Source organism: Clostridium sp. Cult1, assembly GCF_021655095.1.
Classification (GTDB): domain Bacteria; phylum Bacillota; class Clostridia; order Tissierellales; family Tepidimicrobiaceae; genus Schnuerera.
Genome location: NZ_PPXW01000001.1, coordinates 1683158 through 1707675, shown reverse-complemented (window position 1 = coordinate 1707675; position 24518 = coordinate 1683158). Strand labels below are relative to the sequence as shown.

Genomic DNA, 24518 nt, shown 5'->3' with positions numbered 1-24518 from the left:
AACTGGAGCTATTTATGTAGATGGAGGTCTGGAAAAAACGGAAGAGTATTTATTAGGACTATTTGAGCAAGAAGTGATATATGCTTTATCTAAAGGTACTTTATTTATAGATTATAAAACTGAACTTCAAGAGGTGTTACAAAAGAAAACAAAATCAAAAATTGAATATAAGGTGGAAAAGGAAGCAGGGCCAGATCACAATAAAAAATTCTATATGAATGTGATTGTAGAAAACAAAATCATAGGCAGTGGTATGGGGAGAAATAAAAAAGAGGCTGAGCAAATGGCAGCAAAACAAGCATTGCTAAAAATAGGTGAAATAAATGAGTAGAGACCATTTCATAATACCTATATTTGTACCCCACTATGGTTGTCCTCATGATTGTGTTTTCTGCAATCAGAGAAGAATAACTGGATTATCTACTGATGTAACTCCCCAATACGTAAGAGATACTATTGAAGAATATTTATACACCTTTCCTAAGGGAATGATTACAGTTGAAGTGGCTTTCTATGGTGGAAGCTTTACAGGAATAGACAAAGAAATCCAAAAGGAATTGCTGGAAATTCCACTGGAGTATAAAAATAATGGTAAAATAGATGGAATCAGATTATCCACAAGACCCGATTATATAGATGAGGAAATATTGGATTTGTTAAAAGAATATGGAGTAGATACCATAGAGTTAGGAGTACAATCTTTAGATGACACTGTTTTGTATAGAAGTGGTAGAGGTCATTATAGTCAACAGGTCTATATGGCCTCTAAACTAATTAAAGAATATGGATTCAATTTAGGATTACAAATGATGGTTGGTTTAGTTGGAGATAGTAAAGAAAAGGCCATTTATACAGCTAAAGAGTTTATAAAAATAGATCCTTTCTGTGTGAGAATTTATCCAACTTTAGTTATAAAAGATACTTATTTAGAAAAAATGTACAAGGATGGGAAATATACTCCACTATCTTTAGAAGAAGCAGTAGATATTGCAGCTAATTTACTTATGATTTTTGAATGCTACAATATCCATGTCATTAGAGTTGGATTACAACCTACTGAAAATATTAGACTGGGAAGAGATGTAGTTGCAGGCCCTTTTCATCCGTCTTTTAGGCAATTAGTAGAGTCGTATATCTATAGAATGGTGTTAGAAGAGTATTTAGACCAACTAAAAAAAGATATTGTTGGGGAAAAACTCATAATAGAAATAAGTAATAAAAATATATCTAATGTAGTAGGACAAAAATCATGTAATATAAGGTACTTGGTTAATAAATATAAGTTAAAGAAGATTAAAGTATATGGCACAAATCTTGATAAAGATATAATAGATATATTTATAGACGATTTTAATGATAAGATATCTAGGAAAGAGATAATAAAAAATTATTTAAAGACAAAAGGAATAATTTAAGTTTAAAGGGTGATCAGAGTTGCACTTAAAGAAAGTAGAGATACATGGTTTTAAATCCTTTGCAGACAAAGTAGAGGTTGAATTTAAGGATGGTATTACTGCAATTGTTGGACCCAATGGTAGTGGAAAAAGTAATATTGCTGATGCTATTAGATGGGTGTTAGGAGAACAGAGTATAAAAACTTTAAGAGGAAGCAAAATGGAAGATGTTATTTTTTCTGGTACTGATAAAAGAAGGCCTTTAGGATATACAGAGGTAACTATTACTTTTGACAATAAAGATGGAGTTATACCAATTGACTACCAGGAAGTAGCCATTACAAGGAGGATGTTCCGTTCTGGGGAAAGCGAATATTATTTAAATAAGAATTCCTGTCGTTTAAAAGATATTAAGGAACTCTTTATGGATACTGGTGTTGGAAAAGATGGATATTCAATAGTTGGACAAGGTAGGGTAGATGAAATACTAAGTACTAGGCCAGAAGATAGAAGGAATATATTTGAGGAAGCTGCAGGTATAGTTAAATATAAGACTAAAAAAATTGAGGCCGAGAAGAAATTAGAAAAAACAGATAATAATTTAATAAGAATTAAAGATTTAATTCATGAGCTCACAAATCAATCTGATAATTTAGAGGAACAATCGGAAAAGGCTACTGCTTTTATTCAACTTTCTAATAAATTGAAAGAAATCGAAGTTAATCTATTGATTAGAAAGATTGATGAATTAGAAAAAGAAATTAATAAAAGTAGAAATGAAAAAAAGAAACTTCAGGATCAGATGGAACAAAAGATTAAAAAGAAAGATGAAATTGAAAATAAATTTAATCTAATGAAAGAAAAGATTACGAATTTAGATAGATCTATAGATTTAGTTGAAAAGAAAAAAGCTGAAACTTTTAGTCAATTAAATAAAAATAGAAATGAGCTAACATTGTTAGAAGAAAAGAAAAGGTATTTTACTAAAGATAGTGAAAGGTTAGATAAGGAAATAGAGGATTTAAAATTTAGGCTAAAAGAGTTGGATGAGGAAAAACTAGACTTATTAAACACAAAATTCAAATTGGTGAAACAACTTGGATTAACTAAAGAGGATTTTAATAATAAGAATATTGATCTAGAAAATCTAAATGACAAAATCAGGTTGAAAGAAAAGGAAATCGATGCAAAGAAAGACAATGCAATAGAGGTTTATAATCTAATTAGAGACAAGAGAAGTAAGATTAACAGCTTTTCTAGCTTTAAGGAGAATATAAATAAGAGAATAATTCAGGTAGAAGGGGAAATTCAATCTCTGTTAGGAAATAAAAAAAGAGACAGAGAACTACTAAAAGGAATTGAAGATGAAGAAAATGAAAAAAAGGAAGAGATAATTAAAGAAAATAAAATTTTAACAAGTTTAAAGATAGAAGATAAAAACTGTAGGGATAAACTAAATTTTATTTATAGGGAGATAAATCAAAACAAAGCAGAATTGCAAGGTAATATTTCCAATTTTAACTTACTAAAAAGTATGGAAGAAGATTATGAAGGATATTTTAAGAGCGTTAAAAATCTAATGTTAGAATGCAAAAAAACAGAATTACTTGAAACTAAGGTAATAGGTGTGGTGGCAGATTTAATTAGAGTGGATGAACAGTATGAAAAGGCAATAGATGTAGCTTTAGGAGGAAGTTTGCAAAATGTTGTTACCAAGGATGATGAGGATGCAAAATATATAATTAATTATTTAAGGGAAAAAAAATTAGGTAGAGTAACATTTTTGCCTATTTCAACAATCAAAGGTAAACCAATATATATTAATATTAATGATAGAAAGAAATATAATATCTTAGGTTTAGGTTCAGAATTAGTAAGGTATGATGAAAAATATAGAAATATTTTTGAGTATTTATTAGGTAGAACTATAGTTGTCGAAGATTTAAACAAGGCTACTGTGGTAGCTAAGAAATTCAACTATTCCTATAGAATTGTGACTTTAAAAGGGGATATAATAAATGCGGGAGGTTCAATGACTGGTGGAAGTTTACCTAAAACAAGTGTAAATCTTCTTAATAGAAGGTTCAGAATGGAAAAAATAAAAAACCATATAAATAAGTTATCCAAAGTTCAAGATAGTTTAGAAGAAGACAAAAATCAATTAAAATTAAGAGTAGAAGAAAATGTAAAAAACTTAAAATTACAGGAAGAAAAACTTCAGAATTGTAATATAGAGATTATAAAAATAGAAAATGAAAAAAATAGAATAAATATGGAGCTAGAGAGGACCAATGAATTATTAGCCAAATATAGAGATGAAATAAATAGGTTAAAATTAGAATTGGATGGTATAAATAAAGGCGAAAATAAATTGAAAGAAGAGTTAAATTTAATTGATCAAGAGAACAGTAAAGCTCAAGACAGTATTAAGGAATTAATGCTAAGATTTGAGGAAATGAAGGCTAGAAGAGAAGAAGCTTTAAAAAAAGTAACTGATGCAAAAATACAGGTGAATTTAATTGATAATAAGCTGGAAAACAATGCTGAAAAGATTAAATCTATAGAAAAAGAATTAGAAGATACTATAAGTCTTATTGGGACTAAACAACAAGAGTTATCGAAAAATAAAGAAGAAATAAGTAATATAGCAGATAAGACGGTTCATATTGAAAATGAAATATCTAAAATTATTACACTAAAAGATAAACAAGATAAGGATTACATGGAATTGAAAGAAGAAAAAGATCTATTGATGAAAGATTATTATTTTGAACAGGATGTGTTAAATGAGTTTAACGAAGAAATAAATAAATTATCAAAGGCGATAAACAACTGGGATCTAAAAGAGACTAAATATTGTGTACAATTAGAGAATATCAATTCAAAGCTATTAGAAGACTATGAGTTAGAATATGCAGAAGCGGTAAAATTGCGTATAGATATTGAGGATATCCAAAAGGCAACACAAGATGTAAAAAAATTAAAAAGAAAAATAAAGGATATAGGTACAGTAAATTTAAGTGCTATTGAAGATTATAAAATGGTGAAAGAGAGACTGGAATTTATAACTAAACAACACAAAGATTTATTATTGGCAAAAGAAAATCTCCATGAAGTTATTGATGATATGGAAACAAAAATGAAGAAACAGTTTTTATATAATTTCAATAATATAAATGAGAAATTTAGTGAGGTGTTTTCCATATTATTCAATGGTGGAAAAGCTAGTTTAGTATTAGAGGATGAGGACAATGTATTAACTTGTGGAATAGAGATTAAAGTACAACCTCCAGGTAAGAAATTACAAAATTTAAATCTTTTATCGGGAGGAGAAAAATCCTTAACCGCTGTGGCTTTGCTCTTTGCAATACTCAAGGTAAAACCTACACCTTTTTGTATATTAGATGAAATAGATGCTGCTCTAGATGAAGCTAATATAAGTAGATATACAAATTATTTAAAAAACTTTTCAGATAATACTCAATTTATTATGATAACTCATAGAAAGAGTACCATGGAAATGGCAGATATTTTATATGGGGTAACTATGGAAGAAGAAGGTATAAGTAAAATTGTATCTGTCAAGTTAACGGATAATCTTGAAGGAATCGCAAGCTAAGGAGGATTAGTATGTTCAAAAAATTATTTAATCGAAATAAGGAAGATAAAAAGAAAGGAAATGAAGAAAAGAATATTGTTAATGAGAGAGTAAGAGAAGATAAATTAGATAGAGAAATAGATAATAAAGAAGAATTGGAAATAAAAGAAGAACCTAAATTAAATTTTTTTGATAAGCTAAAAGCTGGTTTAGATAAGACTAGAAAAGGAATGACTGATAAAATAGATGCTATTCTTAAATCTTATGGTAAGGTGGATGAAGAGTTATTTGATGATTTAGAAGAAATATTAGTTACTGCCGATGTGGGAATAAATACTACTATGGAGATAATAGATAGGTTGAAGATTAGAATAAAGGAAGAAAAAGTCACTGAACCAGAGATGGTAAAAGGGTTATTAAAGAAAGAAATAAAGGAAATTATGAAGGAATCTGGTGAAAAAAATAGTTTAAATATTGAACCATCACCAGCAGTAATTTTAGTGGTTGGTGTAAATGGAGCTGGAAAGACTACAACAATTGGGAAACTATCCTATAATTTAAAGAATGAAGGCAAGAAGGTAATAATTGCTGCAGGAGATACTTTTAGAGCTGCAGCTATAGAGCAACTTGAAGAATGGAGTAATAGGTCTGAAACGGATTTTATTAGCCATAGTGAAGGTTCAGACCCAGCAGCAGTAATTTACGATGGTATACAAGCAGCAAAGGCGAGAAAATCTGATGTGCTAATTTGTGATACAGCAGGAAGACTTCATAATAAGAAAAATTTAATGAATGAATTAAATAAAATTTTTAGGGTTGTAGACGGAGAGTATCCAGAAGCTAGAAAGGAAGTATTATTGGTGTTAGATGCTACTACGGGTCAAAATGCAATTTCTCAAGCCAAAGTTTTTAAAGAAGTATGTGATATAACAGGAGTAGTTCTTACAAAACTAGACGGGACTGCCAAGGGAGGAGTTGTAATTGCACTTCAATCTGAGTTAGGATTGCCAGTAAAACTGATAGGTGTTGGAGAAAAAATCGATGATTTGCAAGAATTTAATGTAGAGGATTTTGTTGAAGCTATTTTCAACAATTAAATAAAAATTAATAACTTTAGCATTGACAAAAGAACTAGATTATACTAGAATAGTACTGTCAAGCTATTAACTTGACAGTACTATTTATTTTGGTGATGCTATGGTTGAGAAATTAGTAGAAGTTGGTATTTTGTTTGATTTTTATGGTAAATTGCTGAGTGAAAGGCAGTTTACAGCTATTGAATTATATTATGTTCATGATTTATCTTTAGCAGAAATAGGGGAAGAACTGGGTATTAGTCGCCAAAGTGTATATGATACCCTAAAAAGGGCTGAAGAGAATTTATATGAATATGAAAAAACCCTTGGATTAGTAAAGAAGTTTGATTTTAGCAGAGAAGAGATAGATAAGCTATATGGAATAATTGATGAAATAGAAATTGAAGCTGGCAATATAAACAACTATATGATATTAAAAAAGATTAAAGACCTAAAAGAAATAGTCAGAAGAATAATTGATAATAGCCAGGAGGTCGTTAATTAATGGTATTTGAATCTTTATCCGAAAAGTTGCAAAATGCATTAGGAAAGCTAAAGGGTAAGGGAAAACTTTCAGAAAAAGATGTTGACTTAGCTATGAGGGAAGTTAGACTTGCCCTTTTAGAAGCGGATGTAAATTTCAAGGTTGTTAAAGATTTTGTCAAAACAGTTAAGGAAAGAGCTGTTGGCTCAGAGGTCATGGAAAGCCTAACTCCTGGACAGCAGGTAATAAAAATTGTTAATGAAGAATTAACTAAACTTATGGGAGAAAAAGAATCTAAACTAATCTTTGCACCTACTCCACCGACGATTATTTTAATGTGTGGTTTGCAAGGCGCTGGGAAAACTACTACTGCAGGCAAATTAGCTAATAATTTAAAAAAGCAAAACAAGAGACCATTATTGGTAGCTTGTGATATATATCGACCTGCAGCTATTAAACAATTAGAGGTCGTTGGAGAAAGAGTTGGAGTACCTGTTTTTACCATGGGAGATAGAAATAATCCAGTAGATATTGCAAAGGCTGCAATTGAACATGGCAGAAGGAATAATAATGACTGTATTATAATTGACACAGCTGGTAGACTCCATATTGATGACGATTTAATGAATGAGTTGGAAAACATTTATGAAGCTGTTTCACCTCAAGAGGTTTTATTGGTAGTAGATGCAATGACTGGGCAGGATGCAGTTAATGTAGCTGACACATTTAATGAACGACTTGAAATAACAGGTGTAGTTCTTACTAAACTAGATGGTGATGCAAGAGGAGGGGCTGCCCTTTCAATTAGAGCAGTTACAGATAAACCTATTAAGTTTGTTGGTATGGGTGAAAAATTAGATCAGTTAGAACCGTTTCATCCTGATAGAATGTCCTCTAGAATATTGGGCATGGGAGATGTATTAAGTTTAATCGAAAGAGCCCAATCTTCAATTGATGAAAAGAAAGCATTAGAATTAGAAAAGAAGATTAGATCTCAACAATTTACACTAGATGATTTTTTAGACCAAATAGATCAAATGAAAAATTTAGGACCTATAGAGGAGCTTTTAGGAATGATACCTGGAGTAAATTCCAAGGCCCTTAAAAACTTAGATGTAAATGAGAAAGATATTATAAAAATTAAGGCTATCATTCAGTCTATGACCTCAGAAGAGAGGAACGACCCTTCTATTATTGATAGTAGAAGGAGAAAAAGGATAGCAAGTGGCAGTGGTACAACTGTTCAAGACGTAAACAAACTGTTAAAACAGTTTAAGGATACTAAAAAAATGATGAAAAGATTTACTGATATGGAAAAAACCATGAAGAAAAAAGGGAAATTTGGATTCCCCTTTTTCTAGATAGATATTAGTCTTAGAGGAGGTGAAAAGATGGCAGTTAAAATTAGACTAAGAAGAATGGGAGCTAAGAAGAACCCTTTCTATAGAATTATTGTTGCTGATTCTCGATCTCCAAGGAATGGTAGATTTATCGAGGAAATAGGCTATTATAATCCATTAACTGAGCCAAAAACAGTTAAGATAGATGATGAAAAAGCTACCAAATGGTTAAATAATGGAGCTAAACCTACTGAAACTGTTGATAGGTTGTTTAGGGAAAATGGTATATATGACAAAAACAAAGAAACTAATACTGAAGAATAATTTCTAGGAGGTGCTAAAATGGGAGAGTTAGTTGAGATAATAGCTAAAGCACTTGTAGATAATCCTGATGAAGTAGAAGTTAACGAGATTGAGGGAACTCAATCTGTGATTATTGAGTTAAAAGTAGCTGAAGAAGATATGGGAAAGATAATAGGTAAACAAGGTAGAATCGCAAAGGCTATTAGAACTGTAGTGAAAGCAGCAGCTATTAAGGAGAATAAAAGGGTGGTAGTGGAAATTATTCAGTAATATAGTATTTTCGTCTAATAAAAGGAAAATACTTTTAGGGTGCCTTTTAGGGTACCCTTTCTACTATAATTTGGTTGGTGAAAATATGGGATACATTAAAGTTGGCTGGATAATGAATACACATGGTATTAGAGGGGACATAAAAATATATCCTTTAACTGATGATATTAATCGATTTGAATATTTAAAAACGGTATATTTAGGAGAAAATAAGTTTAAAACCCAGATAGAAAGAGTTAAATATAGTAAGGGATTGGTTATTTTAAAATTAAGTAACTTCAATAATATTAATGAAGTTTTACCTTTTAAGGAAAGTTACCTCTATATAGATGAAGAAGATAAGGTGGATTTACCTGAAGACCATTTCTTTATCTTCGATATTATAGATTGTGTTGTATTTGATACTAAGGGAGATAAAATAGGTACAGTGGTAGATGTTATACAATCTGCCAGCAATGACGTATATGTAGTAAAAGACTATGAAAGAAATAAAGAATATCTAATACCTGCAGTAAAGGAGTTTTTTATTAATATAGACATTTCAAATAAAAAGATAGTCATCGATCCTATTGAAGGAATGATAGAATGAAAATCGATATATTGACTTTGTTTCCAGAAATATTCCAAGTTTTTGAAAAATGGAGTATTGTAGGCAGAACCATTGATAAAGGCATAGTATCTTTAAATAAAATAAATATAAGAGATTTTTCAGAAGATAAGCATAAACGAGTTGATGATTATCCCTTTGGTGGAGGCCCTGGTATGGTAATGAAACCAGAACCCATTTTTAAAGCCTTAGAAGAGGTTAAAACTAATGACTCATTGGTTATCTATTTATCTCCCCAGGGAAAAGTTTATAATCAGCAATTGGCTAATACATTGTCCAAAGAGAAACATTTAATTCTATTATGCGGTCATTATGAAGGTATTGATGATAGAATAGTAGAAAACTATGTTGATTTAGAGATTTCTATTGGGGATTATGTTTTAACTGGGGGAGAAATACCAGCAATGGTTGTAATAGAATCTATTATTAGGTTATTACCAGGTGCATTAAGTGGAGAAAAATCCTATATGGAGGAGTCCCATTACAATGGTCTGTTAGAACATCCCCAATATACAAGGCCAAGGATTTTTAATGGCTTAGCTGTTCCAGAGATATTGCTTTCTGGAGATCATCAGAAAATTGAGGCTTGGAGAAAATATGAATCCTTAAAAAACACCTATATAAAAAGACCAGATTTACTAGAAAAAATAAAATTAACAAATGAGGAAATTCAGATATTAGAAGAAATAAAAGAAAAATTGGAATAAAATAAGTTGTATTTTATAAATACATATGCTATAATACAGAACGTATGGAAGTAAGGACGGTCCTCTGTCATGAATAGATGGCAAGAACGTCTAGGGAGAAGGGAGGTTTGAACAGTGGATATAATTAAAATTTTAGAAGATGAACAAAAGAGAGATAACCTACCAAGTTTTAATGTGGGTGATACTGTTCAAGTTCATTATAAGATAAAAGAAGGTACTCGTGAAAGAATTCAAATCTTTGAAGGTACAGTTATTAAAAGACAAGGTGGAGGAATTAGAGAAACTTTTACTGTAAGAAGATTATCTTATGGAGTTGGCGTTGAAAGAACATTCCCTCTACATTCTCCAAGGATTGAAAATCTTGTTGTAACAAGAAAAGGTAAAGTGAGAAGATCTAAACTTTACTACTTAAGAGAAAGACAAGGTAAGGCAGCTAAAGTTAAAGAAAAAAAGAGCTATTAATGTATTGGGACTTTCATAGTCCCAATTTTATTTATAAAGAATAGATAAGTCATCACTTGTAAAGCATTGACTAGAGGAACTTGGCCTGTATGAGTTTCAAGAAAAGCTGTCTATAATATTTTTAGTTAGAAGACTTTTATAAAGAGTAGGTGAATTTATGAATATTAATTGGTATCCAGGACATATGAAAAAAACTAAAGAATCTATTAAGAAAAACTTATCCTTAGTCGACATAGTATATGAAGTAATCGATGCCCGAATACCTTTTAGTAGTAGAAATCCAGATATGGATGAGATTTTAGGAAATAAACCAAGATTAATAATTATGAATAAATCAGATTTAGCAGATAAGGCAGCCAATAGGAAATGGCAAGCTTATTTTGAAGAAAAAGGGATTTCTTCAGTTTTAGTTGACAGCATAAAAAATAAAGGATTGGAAGATGTAGTAGTCTTATCCTATAAGTTAACTGAAGAAAAGAAAAAAAATTTGGCTAAAAAGGGTATTAAGAATAGACCAATTAGAGCGATGATAGTGGGCATACCTAATGTAGGCAAGTCCACTTTAATAAATAGTCTCTCGAAACGTAAAGGTACAAAAGTTGGCAATAGGCCGGGAGTAACTAAAACAACTCAATGGATAAGAATAAAAGGTGATTTAGAATTATTAGATACCCCTGGTATATTATGGCCAAAATTTGAGGATAAAGAAGTAGGATTAAACTTGGCCTTTACAGGAGCCATTAAGGATGAATTACTTGATGTTGAGAATCTAGCAATCAAATTAGTAGAAAGGCTTAATTCCATATCTAAGACTTTTATTCAAGAAAGGTATAGTGTTTTAATTGAAAGAAAGACTCCTTATGATATATTATTAGAAATTGGAGAAAAGAGAGGGTGTATCATAAGGGGAGGAGAAATAGATTTTGACAAAGCGAGTTATATAGTATTAGATGAATTTAGAAAAGGTGTTATTGGAAGAATCACCCTAGAGTTGCCTATTTGTTAGTGTAGGAGGGTTTGTATGCCAATTAAAATAGAAAAAGAGTTACAGAGGAAAGGTTATGATTTGATTGCCTGTATAGATGAAGTGGGAAGAGGATGTTTGGCAGGAGATGTGGTAGCTTGTGCGATTATCATGCCCAAAGATATGGAGATTCCTGGAGTTAATGATTCCAAAAAACTATCTGTTAAGAAAAGGGAACAGTTATATAATGAAATCGTTAAAAATGCTATAGCTATTGGTTTAGGACAAGTAAGTCCAAAAATAATAGATGAGATTAATATTAAAGAAAGCACTAGGTTAGCAATGAAAAATGCAGTATTAAATCTAAAAGATAAAAGTGGTGCACCAGTAGTTCCAGATTATTTATTGGTTGATGCAGAGAATGTGCCTATTAATATACCTCAATTAGGTTTAATAAAAGGTGATGAAAAAAGTCATGGAATTGCTTGTGCTTCTATTATAGCTAAGGTATATAGGGATAGATTATGTGAAAAATGGGAAGAGGATTATAAAGGGTATAAAATTGGGAAAAACAAGGGTTATGGTACTAAAGAACATAGAGAAGCTATTAAGGAGATGGGACCGTCACCAATACATAGAATGACTTTCTTGAAGAATATTATAGGGTAAGGTGGTGAAAAATTATGAAGATAGAAGGTATAATTAATTCTAAAGAATTCTTTATCAAGGAAAACGAGAAACTACTCCAAGAAGGCGATTTAATAGAAGGAGAAATATTAGATGTGGAGGATAATCTTCTATTAGTCCATATAAAGGATCTAGGTATAATAAAGGCTAAATCTGAAAAACCTTTATACCAATATGAAGGTAAAACCTTAAGCTTCATAATCAAAGAATCACTACCGAATAAAATATATTTAAAACCTATCCTAGAAAATATTGTCCAAAAAGTACCTTCTTCATATCCAAAGAATAAAGAGGAATATTTGATTAATATTTTGAAAGAATTCAATATCAAACCTAGTGCTCTTTCTATTGATTTTTTAGAGAATCTAATTGGGTTTAATTTGCCCATAAATAAAGAAAATTTAGTTAATGGAATTGGTATATTAGATAAACTAGTTCAATTATTGGAAGTTCAAGAAGATGAAATAATAATATTAGCCAATTCAAAAGATGAATTTATTACTGCTGAGAAAGAGGATATAAGAAATCTACTAATTGTTAAAGAAAATGAGAAAATTAATATCCCAGAAATTTTAAAAGAAAATGTTAATTTTGAGTTAAAAGAATGGATGAATAATTTTCCAATTAATAAAATTGATAAAGAGTTGCTGAATACCGTTATTTTTTTCATCAAATATAATATTAAGCCCACTTTGAATAATATCAAATACTTTACGGAGCTAAAGGAAGACTCAATATTATTTTCTAAAGATTTTGAAATATTAAAAGAGATTATGAATAATAAGTTTACAAATTTCGTTAAAAAGATTATGATTAATAGTGGTGATACAAAAAGTTTAATTGAGGAAAACCATTCTAAATATAAAGATATACTAAATAGAATACTTGATTATCTTAAAGATAATAGTAATGTAAATAAAGATATTAAGAAAGACATTGGAGAGTTGGTTAATAAAATTGAGTTTTTAAGGGAAATGAATAAGGAGCTAGTCTTTGTTTATATACCTTTAAATTTAGATGAAAATATCCATGATACAGCTATAACTCTACTAAAGAAAAGAAAGAAAAAAAGCGGATATAAGGATAATATAAATATGTTTATCAATTTAAACACTGAAAACTTAGGCAATGTTAAAATATACTGTTTAGTATCTAATACCTATATAGAAATTAAATTTAGTGGTATAAATAAAGAGGATATTTATTTATTTAAATCCAGAGAAAATGAATTAAGAGTTTTAGTGGAAGCTTCAGGATATCAAATAGGGGCTATAGAATATCTTCCTAATAGCAACCAAAATATTTTAGATTCTTTAATAGTTAATAGGCAGGCTATATATAACTTGGATGTGCAGGTGTAACCATGAAAAAAGATATGAATAATAAAAACAAAAAGGCTGTAGCTCTTTTTTATAAGGAAGGATTTAACGCTCCTAAAGTTATAGCTAAGGGGAAAGGTGAAATAGCGGAAAAAATTATAGATGTTGGAAAAAAGCAAAATGTAGAGATATATGAGGATAAGGATTTAATTGATGAATTGATTAAATTGAATTTGCATGATGAAATTCCTCCTCAGCTATATGAAGCTGTTGCTAAAATTGTATTTTTTGTCTACCAATTAGACAAAGAAAAAGGTGAATATGATGAAGAATAATATATCTAAAGGCATATTAGGAGAAAATGAAGCTGTAGAATATCTAATATCTAAAGGGTATAGGGTAGTAGATAGAAATTACAGAACAAAAGTTGGGGAAATAGATATAATTGCCATTAAGTTTAACATTCTAGTTTTTGTGGAAGTAAAGACTAGGACTAGTATTAAATATGGATATCCTTATGAATCAGTGAATTGGAGAAAACAACAGAAGATTTATAAATCTTCGTTAATATATATGAACCATAAAAAGATGAACAACTATCAAATAAGATACGACATAATAGAAGTGTTTTTGGAAGAAAAGCCTAAAATTAACCATATAGAAAATGCTTTTTGTATATAATAGTTGAAAAATATGTTATTTTCACTATTACCCAGGGAATAGTAAATCATATTTTAATAAGGGGGCAAATATGTATTCTAAAATTAATACTTGTGTTTTACAAGGATTGAATGGATATATAATAGAGGTAGAAACAGATCTATCTAGAGGAATGCCAGTTTTTAATATTGTAGGATTGCCTGATGCATCTATTAAAGAATCGAAGGAAAGAGTAAGGACAGCTATAAAAAATAGTGGATTCGAATTTCCTCTTTCAAGGATTACAGTCAATTTAGCACCTGCCAATTTAAAAAAAGAAGGTTCTCAGCTGGATTTAGCTATTGCATTGGGAATTTTACGAGCTATGGGAGTCATTAGTGACTTTGATTTTCAAGAAACTGCTTTCATTGGTGAACTTTCGTTAGATGGACGGTTAAACCCTATAGAGGGTGTATTACCTATGGTTATATCTATGAGGAAATCGAATATTAAAAGATGCATTGTTCCTTATGAAAATAGAGATGAGGCTTCAGTAGTTGAGGATATAGATATAATTCCAGTTAAAAATTTAAATCAAGCTATTAATAGTTTAAACAGTGAAGAAGAAATATTGCCTTATAAAAATCCAATCCCTTTTTCTGAGGATGAAGAGGAACAGTTTGATATGGATTTTAGCGATATAAAGGGTCAGGAGGGATTAAAGAGAGCCTTAGAAGTGGCTGCTGCTGGCTCTCATAATATGCTTATAATAGGACCCCCAGGAGCTGGAAAAACTATGGCAGCTAGAAGACTGCCCACTATACTTCCTAAATTATCTTTTGAAGAGGCAATCGAAGTTACTAAAATATATAGCGTAGCTGGATTATTAAAATCTAATGCATTAATAAAAAAACGTCCATTTAGGGCTCCTCACCATACTGCTTCTTCTACATCATTAATTGGTGGAGGTAGAATACCTAAGCCTGGTGAAGTTTCCTTAGCTCATAATGGGGTCTTGTTTTTAGATGAGATACCAGAGTTCAAAAAGGATGTATTAGAAGTTTTGAGGCAACCTATGGAGGATGAAATTGTTACTATATCTAGGGTCAATGCTACTCTCACTTATCCAGCTAAGTTTATGATGATAGCTAGTATGAATCCATGTCCATGTGGCAACTTTGGAGATCCTTTCCACGAGTGCACATGTTCACAAAGTAGTATTGATAGATATCTTGGTAAACTTAGTAATCCTCTACTAGATAGGATCGATATCCATATTGAGGTTTTACCAGTAGACTATAAGGATTTAGAAGATAATAAAAATTTAGAAACGTCAAAAGATATTAGAGAAAGAGTAAATAGATCGAGGCTAATTCAATTGGAAAGATATAGAGATAGCAATATATATAGTAATTCACAATTAAGTCCAAGGCAAATAAAAAAATACTGTAAACTAACCAAGGGGGCAGAGACAATTTTAAAACAAGCTTTTAAAAAGTATAGATTTAGTGCGAGAACATATAATAAAGTATTAAAAGTAAGCAGAACAATAGCTGATTTAGATGGAGAAAATACAATACTTGAGAAGCATGTTTTAGAAGCTGTAAGATATAGAAGTTTAGATAATAAATATTGGGGGTAACATGGAATGATGGAGATTTCCAATAGGGATATTTTGATTTGGTTAAATAGTTTAAATATTGGGAACAAAACTATTGAAAGAATAATAGATCAAATTCCTCAATTAGTTGATCTTTGGGACCTACCATCTGACAAATTATATAGTTTAAGAAATATTAAAAGTGAAATAAAAGATAAGATATTGCATAATCGGAATGATGACTATTTAAAAAGGTTATTTTATTTGATAAACGAACAAGAAATCGATGTAATTACAATTTTTGATAAAGATTATCCTAAGAGACTACACTATATATACGATAATCCTAAAGTTTTATATTTAAAGGGAAATATTACTAAGGAAGATGATCTTGCAATTGCTATAGTAGGTTCAAGAAAAGCCACCTCTTATGGACGATGGGCTACTGAAAAATTCGTTGAGGAGCTTATAGAATTGGATGTTACTATTGTTAGTGGATTGGCTTTAGGTATAGATAGTATAGCACATAGAAAGGCTTTGGAAAATAGTGGTAGGACCATTGGGGTTTTAGGAAATGGTTTAGACATTATCTATCCTAAAAGAAATAGAAATATATATGAGGAAATCTATAAAAAAGGTGCATTAGTATCTGAGTACTTTTTAGGAGTGCCACCACTAGCATATAATTTCCCTCAGAGAAACCGAATAATTAGTGGGTTATCTTTAGGTGTAATTGTAATTGAAGCTAAAGAAAAAAGTGGCTCTTTAATAACAGCCCATCATGCCTTAGAACAGGGAAAAGAAGTTTTTGCGTTACCTGGTAACATTAATAGCATTTTTAGCAAAGGTACGAATATGTTGATAAAAGATGGGGCTAAACTAATAATGGATATTGATGATATTATTGAAGAGGTATATGAGTTGCAAGAAAAATTAAAAACGAAGAAAGAAGACGGTTTAGATTATTCTCAATTTAGTCCTATGGAGAAAAAGATAATAGAATGTATAAAAGAGGGGCCTATCCATTGTGATAGAATAGCTTTGAATACAGGAATGGACATATCTACTGTTAGCAGTATTCTTACTGTATTGGAACTAAAAGGGGCAATTAAAGAGATGACAAGTAGAATATTTACTTTGTCTTGATTAAGGTTAATCGGAGGTGTGATCATTGCAAAAGAATTTAGTTATAGTTGAATCACCTGCAAAAGCAAAGACAATTGGAAAGTTCTTAGGGAAAAATTATAAAGTTAAAGCTTCTGTAGGACATATAAGAGATCTACCCAAAAGTAGCTTGGGTATTGATATAGAGAATAATTTTAAGCCCAAATATATTACTATAAGAGGAAAAGGGCCGGTAGTACAAGAATTAAAGAACGAGGCCAAAAAATCCAAAAAAGTTTATCTAGCAACAGACCCGGATCGAGAAGGTGAAGCTATTTCATGGCATTTAGCATATATTTTAGATATAAAAGAAGATGAACTTGTAAGAGTTGAATTTAATGAAATAACAAAGGATGCTATATTAAATGCCATAAAAAACCCTAGACCAATAGATCGAAATTTAGTCGATGCACAACAAGCAAGAAGAATTCTAGATAGGTTAGTTGGGTATAAAATAAGTCCACTACTTTGGAGAAAAATTAAAAGAGGATTAAGCGCAGGTAGAGTTCAATCTGTTACAGTTAAACTTATATGTGATAGGGAAAAAGAAATTGAAAACTTCAAACCTACAGAGTATTGGAGTATAAAAGCATTATTAGAAAAAAACAAAGTTCCCTTTGAGGCAAGTTTTTATGGTATTATGGAAGATGGTAAGGAGAAAAAAATGGATCTTCCTAATAAAGAAGAAGTAGATAAAATATTGAAATCTTTAGATATGGATAACTTTATTGTAAAGGAAGTAAAAAAGGGTACTAAAAGGCGAAATCCTTATGCACCTTATACTACCAGCACTTTACAACAAGATGCATCTAAAAAATTAGGTTTTTCCACTAGAAAGACTATGATGTTAGCACAACAATTATATGAAGGAATAGATATAAAAAAAGAAGGTACTATTGGATTGATTACCTATATGAGAACAGACTCAACTAGGGTTTCAGAAGAAGCAGTAAAATTAACTAAATCATATATAGTTAAAAATTATGGAAAAACTTACAGTAATGGAGGAAAAACTTATTTAAATAAAAGTAAAAAAGAAGCTCAAGATGCACATGAAGGTATTCGACCTACATCTATATTAAGAAAACCTGATGATATAAAAGCTTCTTTAACGGAAGATCAATATAAACTGTATAAACTGATATGGAACAGGTTTGTTAGCTCACAGATGAGCCCTGCTAAGTATAATACTATTTCACTCAAGATCCTTTCTAAGGACAATATATTTAAAGCATCAGGTTCAAAATTAAAGTTCGATGGATTTTTAAAGGTTTATAATATAGAGGATAATAAGGAAAATTCTAATGAAATGCCAATGCTTGAGGAAGGAGAAAAAGTTAAGGTCAATAAGATAGAGCCTAATCAGCATTTTACTCAGCCTCCAGCTAGATATACTGAGGCTTCGCTAATAAAAACATTAGAGGAATTAGGAATAGGCAGACCAAGTACTTATTCACCAACTATTTCTACCATATTAAGCAGAGAGTATGTTAACTTAAATAATAAATCTTTTGCACCAACTGAACTTGGTCTATTGGTAAATGATTTGTTGGAAGAGTATTTTAAGGATATCGTTAATGAAAAATTTACAGCTGAATTAGAAGGAAAACTAGATGAAATTGCTGAGGGAAAATTTACTTGGCAAATAGTAGTAGAAGAATTTTATAAAGAGTTTGAGAAAGTATTGAAAATTGCTGAGGAAGAAATAGATAAAATTGAAATTGAGGATCAGGTTACCGATGAAGTTTGTGAAAAATGTGGCAAAAACATGGTAATTAAATATGGAAGATATGGTAAATTTTTAGCCTGTCCTGGATATCCAGAGTGTAAAAATACCAAACCAATATTGGATGAATTAGATGTTCCATGCCCTAATTGCGGCGGAAATATTGTAAGAAGAAGATCAAGAAAAGGTAGGATGTTTTATGGTTGCAGCAATTTTCCGGATTGTAATTTTGTTTCTTGGGATGAGCCTGTAAAGGAAAGATGCCCTAATTGTGATGGACCTATGGTTAAGAGAAAGTCTAAAAAAGGAATACTAATAAAATGTATGGATAAAGACTGCGGTTATAGTAGAAACGAAAAAGAATAAATTTTTCTGTACATTTCCTTTATAATGTAGTAATCTATTGTATAGATGATTAAATATTCTGAAAACAATATATGGATTTTATTTACATTTAGTGGGGTGTTAGTTATGATGAGTGGTACTACTATTGTAGCCATTAAAAAAGATGATAAAATAGCAATTGCGGGTGATGGGCAGATAACATTTGGAAATACTACAATTATGAAAGATACTGCAAAAAAAGTTAGAAAAATATATAACAATAATGTTATAATAGGTTTTGCAGGTTCAGTAGCAGATTCTTTAACATTAGCAGAAATATTAGAAGAGAAATTAGAGCAATATAGTGGAAACTTAAGAAGGGCGGCAGTTGAACTAGCAAAAGACTGGAGAAGAGATAAAGTATTAAGGCGATTAGAAGCATTGTTAATTGCAGCTGATAAGGAAAATTTACTTTTAGTTTCTGGAAATGGTGAAGTAATAGAGCCAGAAGAAGGAATAATTGCCATTGGTTCTGGAGGCAATTTTGCTTTAGCTTCAGGTAAGGCTTTGCTTAAACATTCTAATCTTACTGCAGAAGAAATAGCTAAGGAATCCATTTTAATTGCTTCATCTATTTGTGTTTATACTAATAATAATATAACCGTCCAAGTAATTTAAGGAGGCTGATAGGATGAAGGAATTGACTCCAAAGCAAATAGTAGAAGAGTTGGATAAATATATTATAGGACAGAAAGAAGCAAAAAAGGCTGTTGCCATCGCTTTGAGAAATAGATATAGAAGAAATTTGCTTTCTGATGAATTTAAAGATGAAGTAAAGCCAAAAAATATTCTTATGATAGGTCCAACAGGAGTCGGTAAAACAGAAATTGCAAGAAGGTTGTCAAAATTGATAGATTTGCCTTTCGTAAAAGTAGAAGCTACAAAATTTACAGAAGTAGGATATGTTGGAAGAGATGTTGATTCCATGGTCAGAGATTTAGTTGAAGAGTCTGTTCGTATGGTAAAAGTAAAGAAAATCGAAGAAGTATATGAAAAAAGTAAAAAAATAACAGATGACATTATAATTCAAATTTTATTGCCTTTGCCTTCAAAGGAAAAAGGCAGTAATCCATTAGAAATGATATTTGGAACTACAGAAGAAAAAGATGATATAGCTGAAAATGAAAAAGAGCTAATATTTAATAGACGTAAGGAATTAAAGGATAGGTTATTGAGAGGCGAATTGGATAATGAACTTATTGAAATAGATGTAAAGGATAGCCATAACTCTACCGTTGAGCTATTTAGTGGACTTGGTATGGAAGAATATAATATCAATATGGGAGATATTTTTGGTGACTTATTGCCAAGAAAGACCAAGAAAAAAAGAGTAACCATTAAAGAAGCGAGAAAAATAATTCAAAACCAAGAAGCGCAAAAACTTATTGATATGGATGAAGTAATCGATTTAGGCATTAAAAAAGCAGAGGAAAATGGAATGATTTTTATAGATGAAATAGATAAAATTGCTGGCAAGGATTATGGTGGTGGTCCTGATGTATCCAGGGAAGGAGTTCAAAGGGATATATTACCCATTATTGAGGGCACGACTGTTATGACTAAATATGGACCAGTTAAAACAGACCACATATTGTTTATTGCAGCAGGAGCATTCCATGTTTCAAAAGTAGGTGATCTTATACCAGAAATTCAAGGTAGGTTTCCTGTTAGAGTTGAGTTGGAAAGTTTGACAGAAGAGAATTTTAAAGAGATTTTGACTAAACCCAAAAATGCAATAACAAAGCAATATGAATATTTAATTAAAACTGAAGGTATTAATTTGGAATTTACCCAAGAGGCTATAGATGCTATTGCAAAGGTAGCCTTTGTATCCAATGAGCAGTCAGAAAATATAGGCGCTAGAAGATTGCAAACCGTCATGGAACAATTACTTGAGGATATTTCTTTTGAAGCCCCTGATTTAGATACTAGTGAAATAGTAATTGATGAGGCTTATGTGAATAAAAAGTTAATGGCTTATATACATGAAAAAGATATATCAAAATATATATTATAGAAGGAGGATATAGATGACTGAAAGTTTGTTACAAAAAACAAGAAGACTAAATAAAACCTTACAGAGTTCAGGTTCAAAACCTGTATCTTTTCAAGAATTAAGTAGAATACTTAGTGAAATATTAGAAGCAAATGTATATATCGCTAGTAAAAGAGGTAGAGTATTGGGTTATGAATTATCCACAGGCTTTGATTGCGATATTATTCAAAGTGAAATAGTGAAAGAAAAAAGATTTCCCAAAAAATATAATGATGAGTTGTTAAAGGTTTCAGAAACCAAAGAAAATGTTGAAGAGATAACAGAGTGTGTATTTGATCAAGTGTCACAATGTGATTATCCTGATAAGATTGCTACCATTATACCCATAAATAGTGGTGGAGAAAGATTGGGAACTTTAGTTTTAGCCAGATTTGGCCGAATGTTTACAGAAGATGATTTAGTATTAGCCGAATATAGTGCAACTATTGTTGGAATGGAAATTCTTAGATCTAAGGCAGAGGAAATAGAAGAAGAATCTAGAAAAAGGGCTATGGTACAAATGGCCATTGGAACTTTATCCTATTCAGAATTAGAAGCAATGGAACATATTTTTGAAGAATTAGATGGTGAAGAAGGACTTTTAGTTGCTAGTAAAGTAGCAGATAGAGTAGGAATAACTAGATCAGTAATAGTTAATGCTTTACGAAAGTTTGAATCTGCTGGGGTAATAGAATCCAGATCCCTGGGAATGAAAGGAACCCATATTAAGATTCTAAATGATAAATTATTAGAAGAATTAGAGAGAATGAAAGAATAATAAAAAAATAAATATTGATAAAAAAGTAGTGGATTTCCACTACTTTTTTTATTTAAAATTAGGCCTTGAGATGCATTTCCTAAAATAGGCAAAATTTTACTATGAAAATGTAGAATAATGATGTATTATATAGAATAGTTAATGCATTATATCGAATATTGTATAAAATAAAAGAATACTGTGAAAAAAGGTAAATATTGGAGTAATTAACTTGAAATATCCATTATTATGTAATGAAATATTAAGTATGAGGTGATAAAATGTTTCAACGTTTAAATGCCAATATAGACTTATATAATAAAGTACTAGATGGCTTGTGGCTAAGAGACAAAACTATTAACCATAATATATCAAATGCCAATACACCCAATTATAAAAAACTTACGGTAAATTTTGAAGATCAATTAAAATTAGCCTTAGAAAAAAACAAATCAAATCTAACTAGAACTCATATTAAGCATTTACCAGTTACGAAAAGTATTGGAGAAATAGAACCCAATATTAGCGTAGATAGAAGCCACTCCTATAGATTTGATAAAAACAATGTAAACATCGATACTGAAATGGCGGATCTAGCAAAAAACACTATAATGTATAATGCTGTAATTAATCAAGTAACAAATGAATTCGATAAGATAAAAAATGTAATTAATGAAGGGAGTAAATAAAAATGGGTATGTTTGATTCAATTAATATTTGCGCTTCAGCATTAACAGCGGAAAAGACTAGAATTGATATTATTAGCAAAAATATGGCAAACGCTAATACAACCAGAGCTACAGGTGGAATGCCTTATAGAAGGCAGATGGTAGTATTTGAAGAGAATAAGGAGAGTGCTTTTTCATCTTATTTAGATAGGTATACTAATAAATTTACTGGCAATGGTGTAGGAATAAGTGAAATTATAGAAGATAATACTCCTTATAAATTGAAATACGAACCTGGCCATCCAGATGCAGATGAAAATGGTTATGTTATGTTACCTAATGTAGATATGGTAACTGAAATGGTAGACATGATAGATGCCCAAAGAGCCTATGAAGCTAATATTACTGCTATGAATGGAACAAAGTCAATGTTAATGAAGGCATTGGAAATAGGTAGGAGGTAGGTTAGATGGAAATTAAAACTATTGGACTAAATAGCCAAATTTTATCCAAGGATGGACTAAATGAAGATTTCAAATCGGGTAATAGTAATCGATTCAGTCTATTTTTTAATGATGCATTAAATAAGGTTAATGAATTACAATTGAATAGTGACGCATATAAAAAATTATTGATTACTGGGGAAGTGGACAACCTTCATGATGTAACTATAGCAGCAGAAAAAGCAAATATTTCATTACAATTGACTTTAGGTATTAGGAATAAGGTAGTTGAAGCTTATAGAGAAATAATGAGAATGCAGATATAGAATAATAAGCTGTAAGAAATGAGGTGTTAAGGTGGGGGAAGCAATACAGCAGATGAGGAATCAGCTAAATGAAGTTTGGCAAGAAATGGATAAAAGTAAAAGGATTAAGCTAATTATTATTGGCATTGTTGTTATCTTATCAATAATTATACTTTCTATAGTATTTACTAGAACCAAATATGAAGTACTTTATCAAGACCTATCTTTAAAGGATACATCTGAGGTGACAAAAAAACTGGATGAGATGGGTGTAAAATGGAAGACACCTAGTAATGATACTACGACTATACTAGTACCATCAGAGATGAAGAACAAAATAAAGATTGAATTAGCATCCTATGGGATTCCTAAGGAAGGCTACAGTTTTCAAGATGCTTTTGATGATAGTAGTTGGACAATGACCGATTATGATAAAAAAGAAAGAATGAAACTGGCTTTGCAAAATGAGTTATCTTCAACTATCTCAGAAATAGAAGGAATTGAAAAGGCCACTGTGTACATAAACGAAAAAGAAGGTTCAGGTTTTGTTTTGGAAGAAAACAGCAAAGAGACTACTGCTTCTGTATTCGTAGAGAAAAGTGATAATAGATCAATTAAAGGGGAAACAGTCACAGCTATACAAAATCTCGTAGCTGGCTCTTTAAATATGGATCCTGAAAAAGTTCAGATAGTAGATAGTGAAGGGAAACTATTGACTGGAGAACAAGACCAATCGGATCTATTAATGACAGACCAATTTAATATTAAAAATAATTTGGAACTTAGAATAAATGAGAGCATAAAGAATTTTTTGGAAAATGTTTTTGGCACAGGAAACGTAGATGTAAGATCCAGTGTTAAGATTAACTTTGATAGTGAAAGCACTAAAGTAGTTGAATTTAGTCCTCCTATTGAGGGAAGTGAAGAAGGTTTAATTAGAAGCATGGAAGAAATAGAGGAACATATGGTAGGAGGAGGAACTGGAGGAGTACCAGGAGTGGAAGAAAATCCCCCAGATTATCAAATGGAAGACGATGGTGGGGAAAGATACGACAAAAGAAGTAGTACTATCAATTTTGAATTAAATGAAATAAACAAGGAGATTAGAAAAGCTCCTGGACAGGTAGAAGATATAACTGTAGCTGTTTTAATTAACAGAGATGTCTTAATCGATGGAGATTTTTCTGCAGACAAGGAAAGAGAAATTTCAGAACTTATATATGCTGCAACAGGTTTAGATACTAGACAAGTTGCAGTTAAAGCAGAAAGCTTTAGAACCCAAGACTTAACTGATAATGTAGTAGAGGCTAAAGATTATAATTGGTTAGCTATTATTTTGGCTTTGGTGGCTGCATCTTCTGTTACAGGATATATCCTATATAAGAGAAAGAGAAAAAGAGAATTAGAAGAGCTAGAGGAACTAGAAACTCAGATTGAAGATGTAAGGTCAATAAGAGATGAAGTAGAAGATTTAGAATTTGAAACTGAAGAGTCAAAGATGAAAGCTCAAATAGAGAAATTTGTTGATAAAAAGCCTGATGCAGTAGCTCAATTATTAAGAACTTGGTTAAATGAATAGGAGCGAA

The 24518-nt window shown here is 30.7% G+C and carries 26 protein-coding genes; all 26 read left to right on the top strand.

Features of this window, described 5'->3' with window-relative positions; all coding sequences use genetic code 11:
- Nucleotides 1-331, top strand: a 331-nt coding sequence (locus C3E89_RS08480) for a putative dsRNA-binding protein (protein WP_236912053.1), incomplete at its 5' end; no start/stop codon positions are given.
- Nucleotides 324-1415, top strand: a complete 1092-nt coding sequence (locus C3E89_RS08475; RefSeq protein ID WP_236912051.1) for an elongator complex protein 3 — start codon at nucleotides 324-326, stop codon at nucleotides 1413-1415. The genes C3E89_RS08480 and C3E89_RS08475, both read left to right, overlap by 8 nt.
- A 19-nt stretch (nucleotides 1416-1434) precedes the next feature.
- Complete coding sequence (gene smc, locus C3E89_RS08470) at nucleotides 1435-5013, top strand: chromosome segregation protein SMC (RefSeq protein ID WP_236912049.1); 3579 nt, start codon at nucleotides 1435-1437, stop codon at nucleotides 5011-5013.
- Nucleotides 5014-5222: 209 nt separating this feature from the next.
- Complete coding sequence (ftsY, locus tag C3E89_RS08465; protein WP_336512967.1) at nucleotides 5223-6089, top strand: signal recognition particle-docking protein FtsY; 867 nt, start codon at nucleotides 5223-5225, stop codon at nucleotides 6087-6089.
- Between the two features lie 100 nt (nucleotides 6090-6189).
- The gene (ylxM, locus tag C3E89_RS08460) at nucleotides 6190-6573 is read left to right on the top strand and encodes a YlxM family DNA-binding protein (RefSeq protein ID WP_236912046.1); all 384 of its coding nucleotides are present in this window, start codon (nucleotides 6190-6192) and stop codon (nucleotides 6571-6573) included.
- A complete protein-coding gene (ffh, locus tag C3E89_RS08455) occupies nucleotides 6573-7913 on the top strand; it encodes a signal recognition particle protein (RefSeq protein WP_236912044.1) in 1341 nt (446 codons plus the stop codon). Before ylxM ends, ffh begins: the two co-directional genes overlap by 1 nt.
- A gap of 30 nt (nucleotides 7914-7943) precedes the next feature.
- Complete coding sequence (gene rpsP / locus C3E89_RS08450) at nucleotides 7944-8216, top strand: 30S ribosomal protein S16 (protein ID WP_236912042.1); 273 nt, start codon at nucleotides 7944-7946, stop codon at nucleotides 8214-8216.
- A gap of 18 nt (nucleotides 8217-8234) precedes the next feature.
- A complete protein-coding gene (locus C3E89_RS08445) occupies nucleotides 8235-8465 on the top strand; it encodes a KH domain-containing protein (RefSeq protein WP_005587773.1) in 231 nt (76 codons plus the stop codon).
- An 85-nt stretch (nucleotides 8466-8550) separates the two neighbouring features.
- Nucleotides 8551-9054 carry a ribosome maturation factor RimM gene (gene rimM, locus C3E89_RS08440; protein WP_236912041.1) on the top strand — a complete coding sequence of 168 codons (504 nt, stop codon included), beginning with the start codon at nucleotides 8551-8553 and terminating at the stop codon, nucleotides 9052-9054.
- Nucleotides 9051-9779, top strand: coding sequence for a tRNA (guanosine(37)-N1)-methyltransferase TrmD (gene trmD, locus C3E89_RS08435; protein WP_236912039.1), 729 nt, complete (start codon nucleotides 9051-9053; stop codon nucleotides 9777-9779). The genes rimM and trmD overlap by 4 nt, the downstream gene beginning before the upstream one ends.
- A gap of 114 nt (nucleotides 9780-9893) precedes the next feature.
- On the top strand, nucleotides 9894-10241 hold the full coding sequence (gene rplS / locus C3E89_RS08430) for a 50S ribosomal protein L19 (protein WP_236912038.1): 348 nt from the start codon (nucleotides 9894-9896) through the stop codon (nucleotides 10239-10241).
- 157 nt (nucleotides 10242-10398) lie between these two features.
- A complete protein-coding gene (ylqF, locus tag C3E89_RS08425) occupies nucleotides 10399-11247 on the top strand; it encodes a ribosome biogenesis GTPase YlqF (protein ID WP_236912036.1) in 849 nt (282 codons plus the stop codon).
- 15 nt (nucleotides 11248-11262) lie between these two features.
- Entirely contained in the window at nucleotides 11263-11874 is a 612-nt protein-coding gene (locus C3E89_RS08420) for a ribonuclease HII (RefSeq protein ID WP_236912032.1), read from the top strand.
- 14 nt (nucleotides 11875-11888) lie between these two features.
- Complete coding sequence (locus C3E89_RS08415) at nucleotides 11889-13253, top strand: hypothetical protein (RefSeq protein ID WP_236912031.1); 1365 nt, start codon at nucleotides 11889-11891, stop codon at nucleotides 13251-13253.
- A 2-nt stretch (nucleotides 13254-13255) separates the two neighbouring features.
- The gene (locus C3E89_RS08410; RefSeq protein ID WP_236912029.1) at nucleotides 13256-13546 is read left to right on the top strand and encodes an EscU/YscU/HrcU family type III secretion system export apparatus switch protein; all 291 of its coding nucleotides are present in this window, start codon (nucleotides 13256-13258) and stop codon (nucleotides 13544-13546) included.
- A complete protein-coding gene (locus C3E89_RS08405; RefSeq protein ID WP_236912028.1) occupies nucleotides 13536-13892 on the top strand; it encodes a YraN family protein in 357 nt (118 codons plus the stop codon). The genes C3E89_RS08410 and C3E89_RS08405 overlap by 11 nt, the downstream gene beginning before the upstream one ends.
- Before the next feature lie 70 nt (nucleotides 13893-13962).
- The gene (locus C3E89_RS08400; protein WP_236912026.1) at nucleotides 13963-15492 is read left to right on the top strand and encodes a YifB family Mg chelatase-like AAA ATPase; all 1530 of its coding nucleotides are present in this window, start codon (nucleotides 13963-13965) and stop codon (nucleotides 15490-15492) included.
- A 6-nt stretch (nucleotides 15493-15498) separates the two neighbouring features.
- Entirely contained in the window at nucleotides 15499-16596 is a 1098-nt protein-coding gene (gene dprA, locus C3E89_RS08395) for a DNA-processing protein DprA (protein ID WP_236912025.1), read from the top strand.
- Between the two features lie 25 nt (nucleotides 16597-16621).
- A complete protein-coding gene (gene topA, locus C3E89_RS08390) occupies nucleotides 16622-18706 on the top strand; it encodes a type I DNA topoisomerase (RefSeq protein ID WP_236912023.1) in 2085 nt (694 codons plus the stop codon).
- Nucleotides 18707-18811: 105 nt separating this feature from the next.
- On the top strand, nucleotides 18812-19342 hold the full coding sequence (gene hslV, locus C3E89_RS08385; RefSeq protein WP_236912021.1) for an ATP-dependent protease subunit HslV: 531 nt from the start codon (nucleotides 18812-18814) through the stop codon (nucleotides 19340-19342).
- Nucleotides 19343-19355: 13 nt separating this feature from the next.
- Nucleotides 19356-20741: an ATP-dependent protease ATPase subunit HslU gene (gene hslU, locus C3E89_RS08380; protein WP_236912019.1), complete on the top strand. Its 1386-nt coding sequence runs from the start codon at nucleotides 19356-19358 to the stop codon at nucleotides 20739-20741.
- A gap of 13 nt (nucleotides 20742-20754) precedes the next feature.
- Nucleotides 20755-21537, top strand: coding sequence for a GTP-sensing pleiotropic transcriptional regulator CodY (gene codY / locus C3E89_RS08375; RefSeq protein ID WP_236912018.1), 783 nt, complete (start codon nucleotides 20755-20757; stop codon nucleotides 21535-21537).
- Between the two features lie 260 nt (nucleotides 21538-21797).
- Nucleotides 21798-22205 carry a flagellar basal body rod protein FlgB gene (gene flgB, locus C3E89_RS08370; protein ID WP_236912016.1) on the top strand — a complete coding sequence of 136 codons (408 nt, stop codon included), beginning with the start codon at nucleotides 21798-21800 and terminating at the stop codon, nucleotides 22203-22205.
- Between the two features lie 2 nt (nucleotides 22206-22207).
- Entirely contained in the window at nucleotides 22208-22648 is a 441-nt protein-coding gene (gene flgC, locus C3E89_RS08365; RefSeq protein ID WP_236912014.1) for a flagellar basal body rod protein FlgC, read from the top strand.
- 5 nt (nucleotides 22649-22653) lie between these two features.
- A complete protein-coding gene (gene fliE, locus C3E89_RS08360; protein ID WP_236912012.1) occupies nucleotides 22654-22953 on the top strand; it encodes a flagellar hook-basal body complex protein FliE in 300 nt (99 codons plus the stop codon).
- 31 nt (nucleotides 22954-22984) lie between these two features.
- The gene (fliF, locus tag C3E89_RS08355) at nucleotides 22985-24511 is read left to right on the top strand and encodes a flagellar basal-body MS-ring/collar protein FliF (protein WP_236912011.1); all 1527 of its coding nucleotides are present in this window, start codon (nucleotides 22985-22987) and stop codon (nucleotides 24509-24511) included.
- Nucleotides 24512-24518: the final 7 nt, after the last annotated feature.

What these genes read in the sequence shown, in the direction of transcription:
- C3E89_RS08475 (WP_236912051.1), top strand. Translation starts at nt 324, where the DNA reads ATGAGTAGAGACCATTTCATAATACCTATATTTGTACCCCACTATGGT.
- ftsY (WP_336512967.1), top strand. Translation starts at nt 5,223, where the DNA reads ATGACTGATAAAATAGATGCTATTCTTAAATCTTATGGTAAGGTGGAT.
- ylxM (WP_236912046.1), top strand. Translation starts at nt 6,190, where the DNA reads ATGGTTGAGAAATTAGTAGAAGTTGGTATTTTGTTTGATTTTTATGGT.
- ffh (WP_236912044.1), top strand. Translation starts at nt 6,573, where the DNA reads ATGGTATTTGAATCTTTATCCGAAAAGTTGCAAAATGCATTAGGAAAG.
- rpsP (WP_236912042.1), top strand. Translation starts at nt 7,944, where the DNA reads ATGGCAGTTAAAATTAGACTAAGAAGAATGGGAGCTAAGAAGAACCCT.
- C3E89_RS08445 (WP_005587773.1), top strand. Translation starts at nt 8,235, where the DNA reads ATGGGAGAGTTAGTTGAGATAATAGCTAAAGCACTTGTAGATAATCCT.
- rimM (WP_236912041.1), top strand. Translation starts at nt 8,551, where the DNA reads ATGGGATACATTAAAGTTGGCTGGATAATGAATACACATGGTATTAGA.
- trmD (WP_236912039.1), top strand. Translation starts at nt 9,051, where the DNA reads ATGAAAATCGATATATTGACTTTGTTTCCAGAAATATTCCAAGTTTTT.
- ylqF (WP_236912036.1), top strand. Translation starts at nt 10,399, where the DNA reads ATGAATATTAATTGGTATCCAGGACATATGAAAAAAACTAAAGAATCT.
- C3E89_RS08420 (WP_236912032.1), top strand. Translation starts at nt 11,263, where the DNA reads ATGCCAATTAAAATAGAAAAAGAGTTACAGAGGAAAGGTTATGATTTG.
- C3E89_RS08415 (WP_236912031.1), top strand. Translation starts at nt 11,889, where the DNA reads ATGAAGATAGAAGGTATAATTAATTCTAAAGAATTCTTTATCAAGGAA.
- C3E89_RS08410 (WP_236912029.1), top strand. Translation starts at nt 13,256, where the DNA reads ATGAAAAAAGATATGAATAATAAAAACAAAAAGGCTGTAGCTCTTTTT.
- C3E89_RS08405 (WP_236912028.1), top strand. Translation starts at nt 13,536, where the DNA reads ATGAAGAATAATATATCTAAAGGCATATTAGGAGAAAATGAAGCTGTA.
- C3E89_RS08400 (WP_236912026.1), top strand. Translation starts at nt 13,963, where the DNA reads ATGTATTCTAAAATTAATACTTGTGTTTTACAAGGATTGAATGGATAT.
- dprA (WP_236912025.1), top strand. Translation starts at nt 15,499, where the DNA reads ATGATGGAGATTTCCAATAGGGATATTTTGATTTGGTTAAATAGTTTA.
- hslV (WP_236912021.1), top strand. Translation starts at nt 18,812, where the DNA reads ATGATGAGTGGTACTACTATTGTAGCCATTAAAAAAGATGATAAAATA.
- hslU (WP_236912019.1), top strand. Translation starts at nt 19,356, where the DNA reads ATGAAGGAATTGACTCCAAAGCAAATAGTAGAAGAGTTGGATAAATAT.
- codY (WP_236912018.1), top strand. Translation starts at nt 20,755, where the DNA reads ATGACTGAAAGTTTGTTACAAAAAACAAGAAGACTAAATAAAACCTTA.
- flgB (WP_236912016.1), top strand. Translation starts at nt 21,798, where the DNA reads ATGTTTCAACGTTTAAATGCCAATATAGACTTATATAATAAAGTACTA.
- flgC (WP_236912014.1), top strand. Translation starts at nt 22,208, where the DNA reads ATGGGTATGTTTGATTCAATTAATATTTGCGCTTCAGCATTAACAGCG.
- fliE (WP_236912012.1), top strand. Translation starts at nt 22,654, where the DNA reads ATGGAAATTAAAACTATTGGACTAAATAGCCAAATTTTATCCAAGGAT.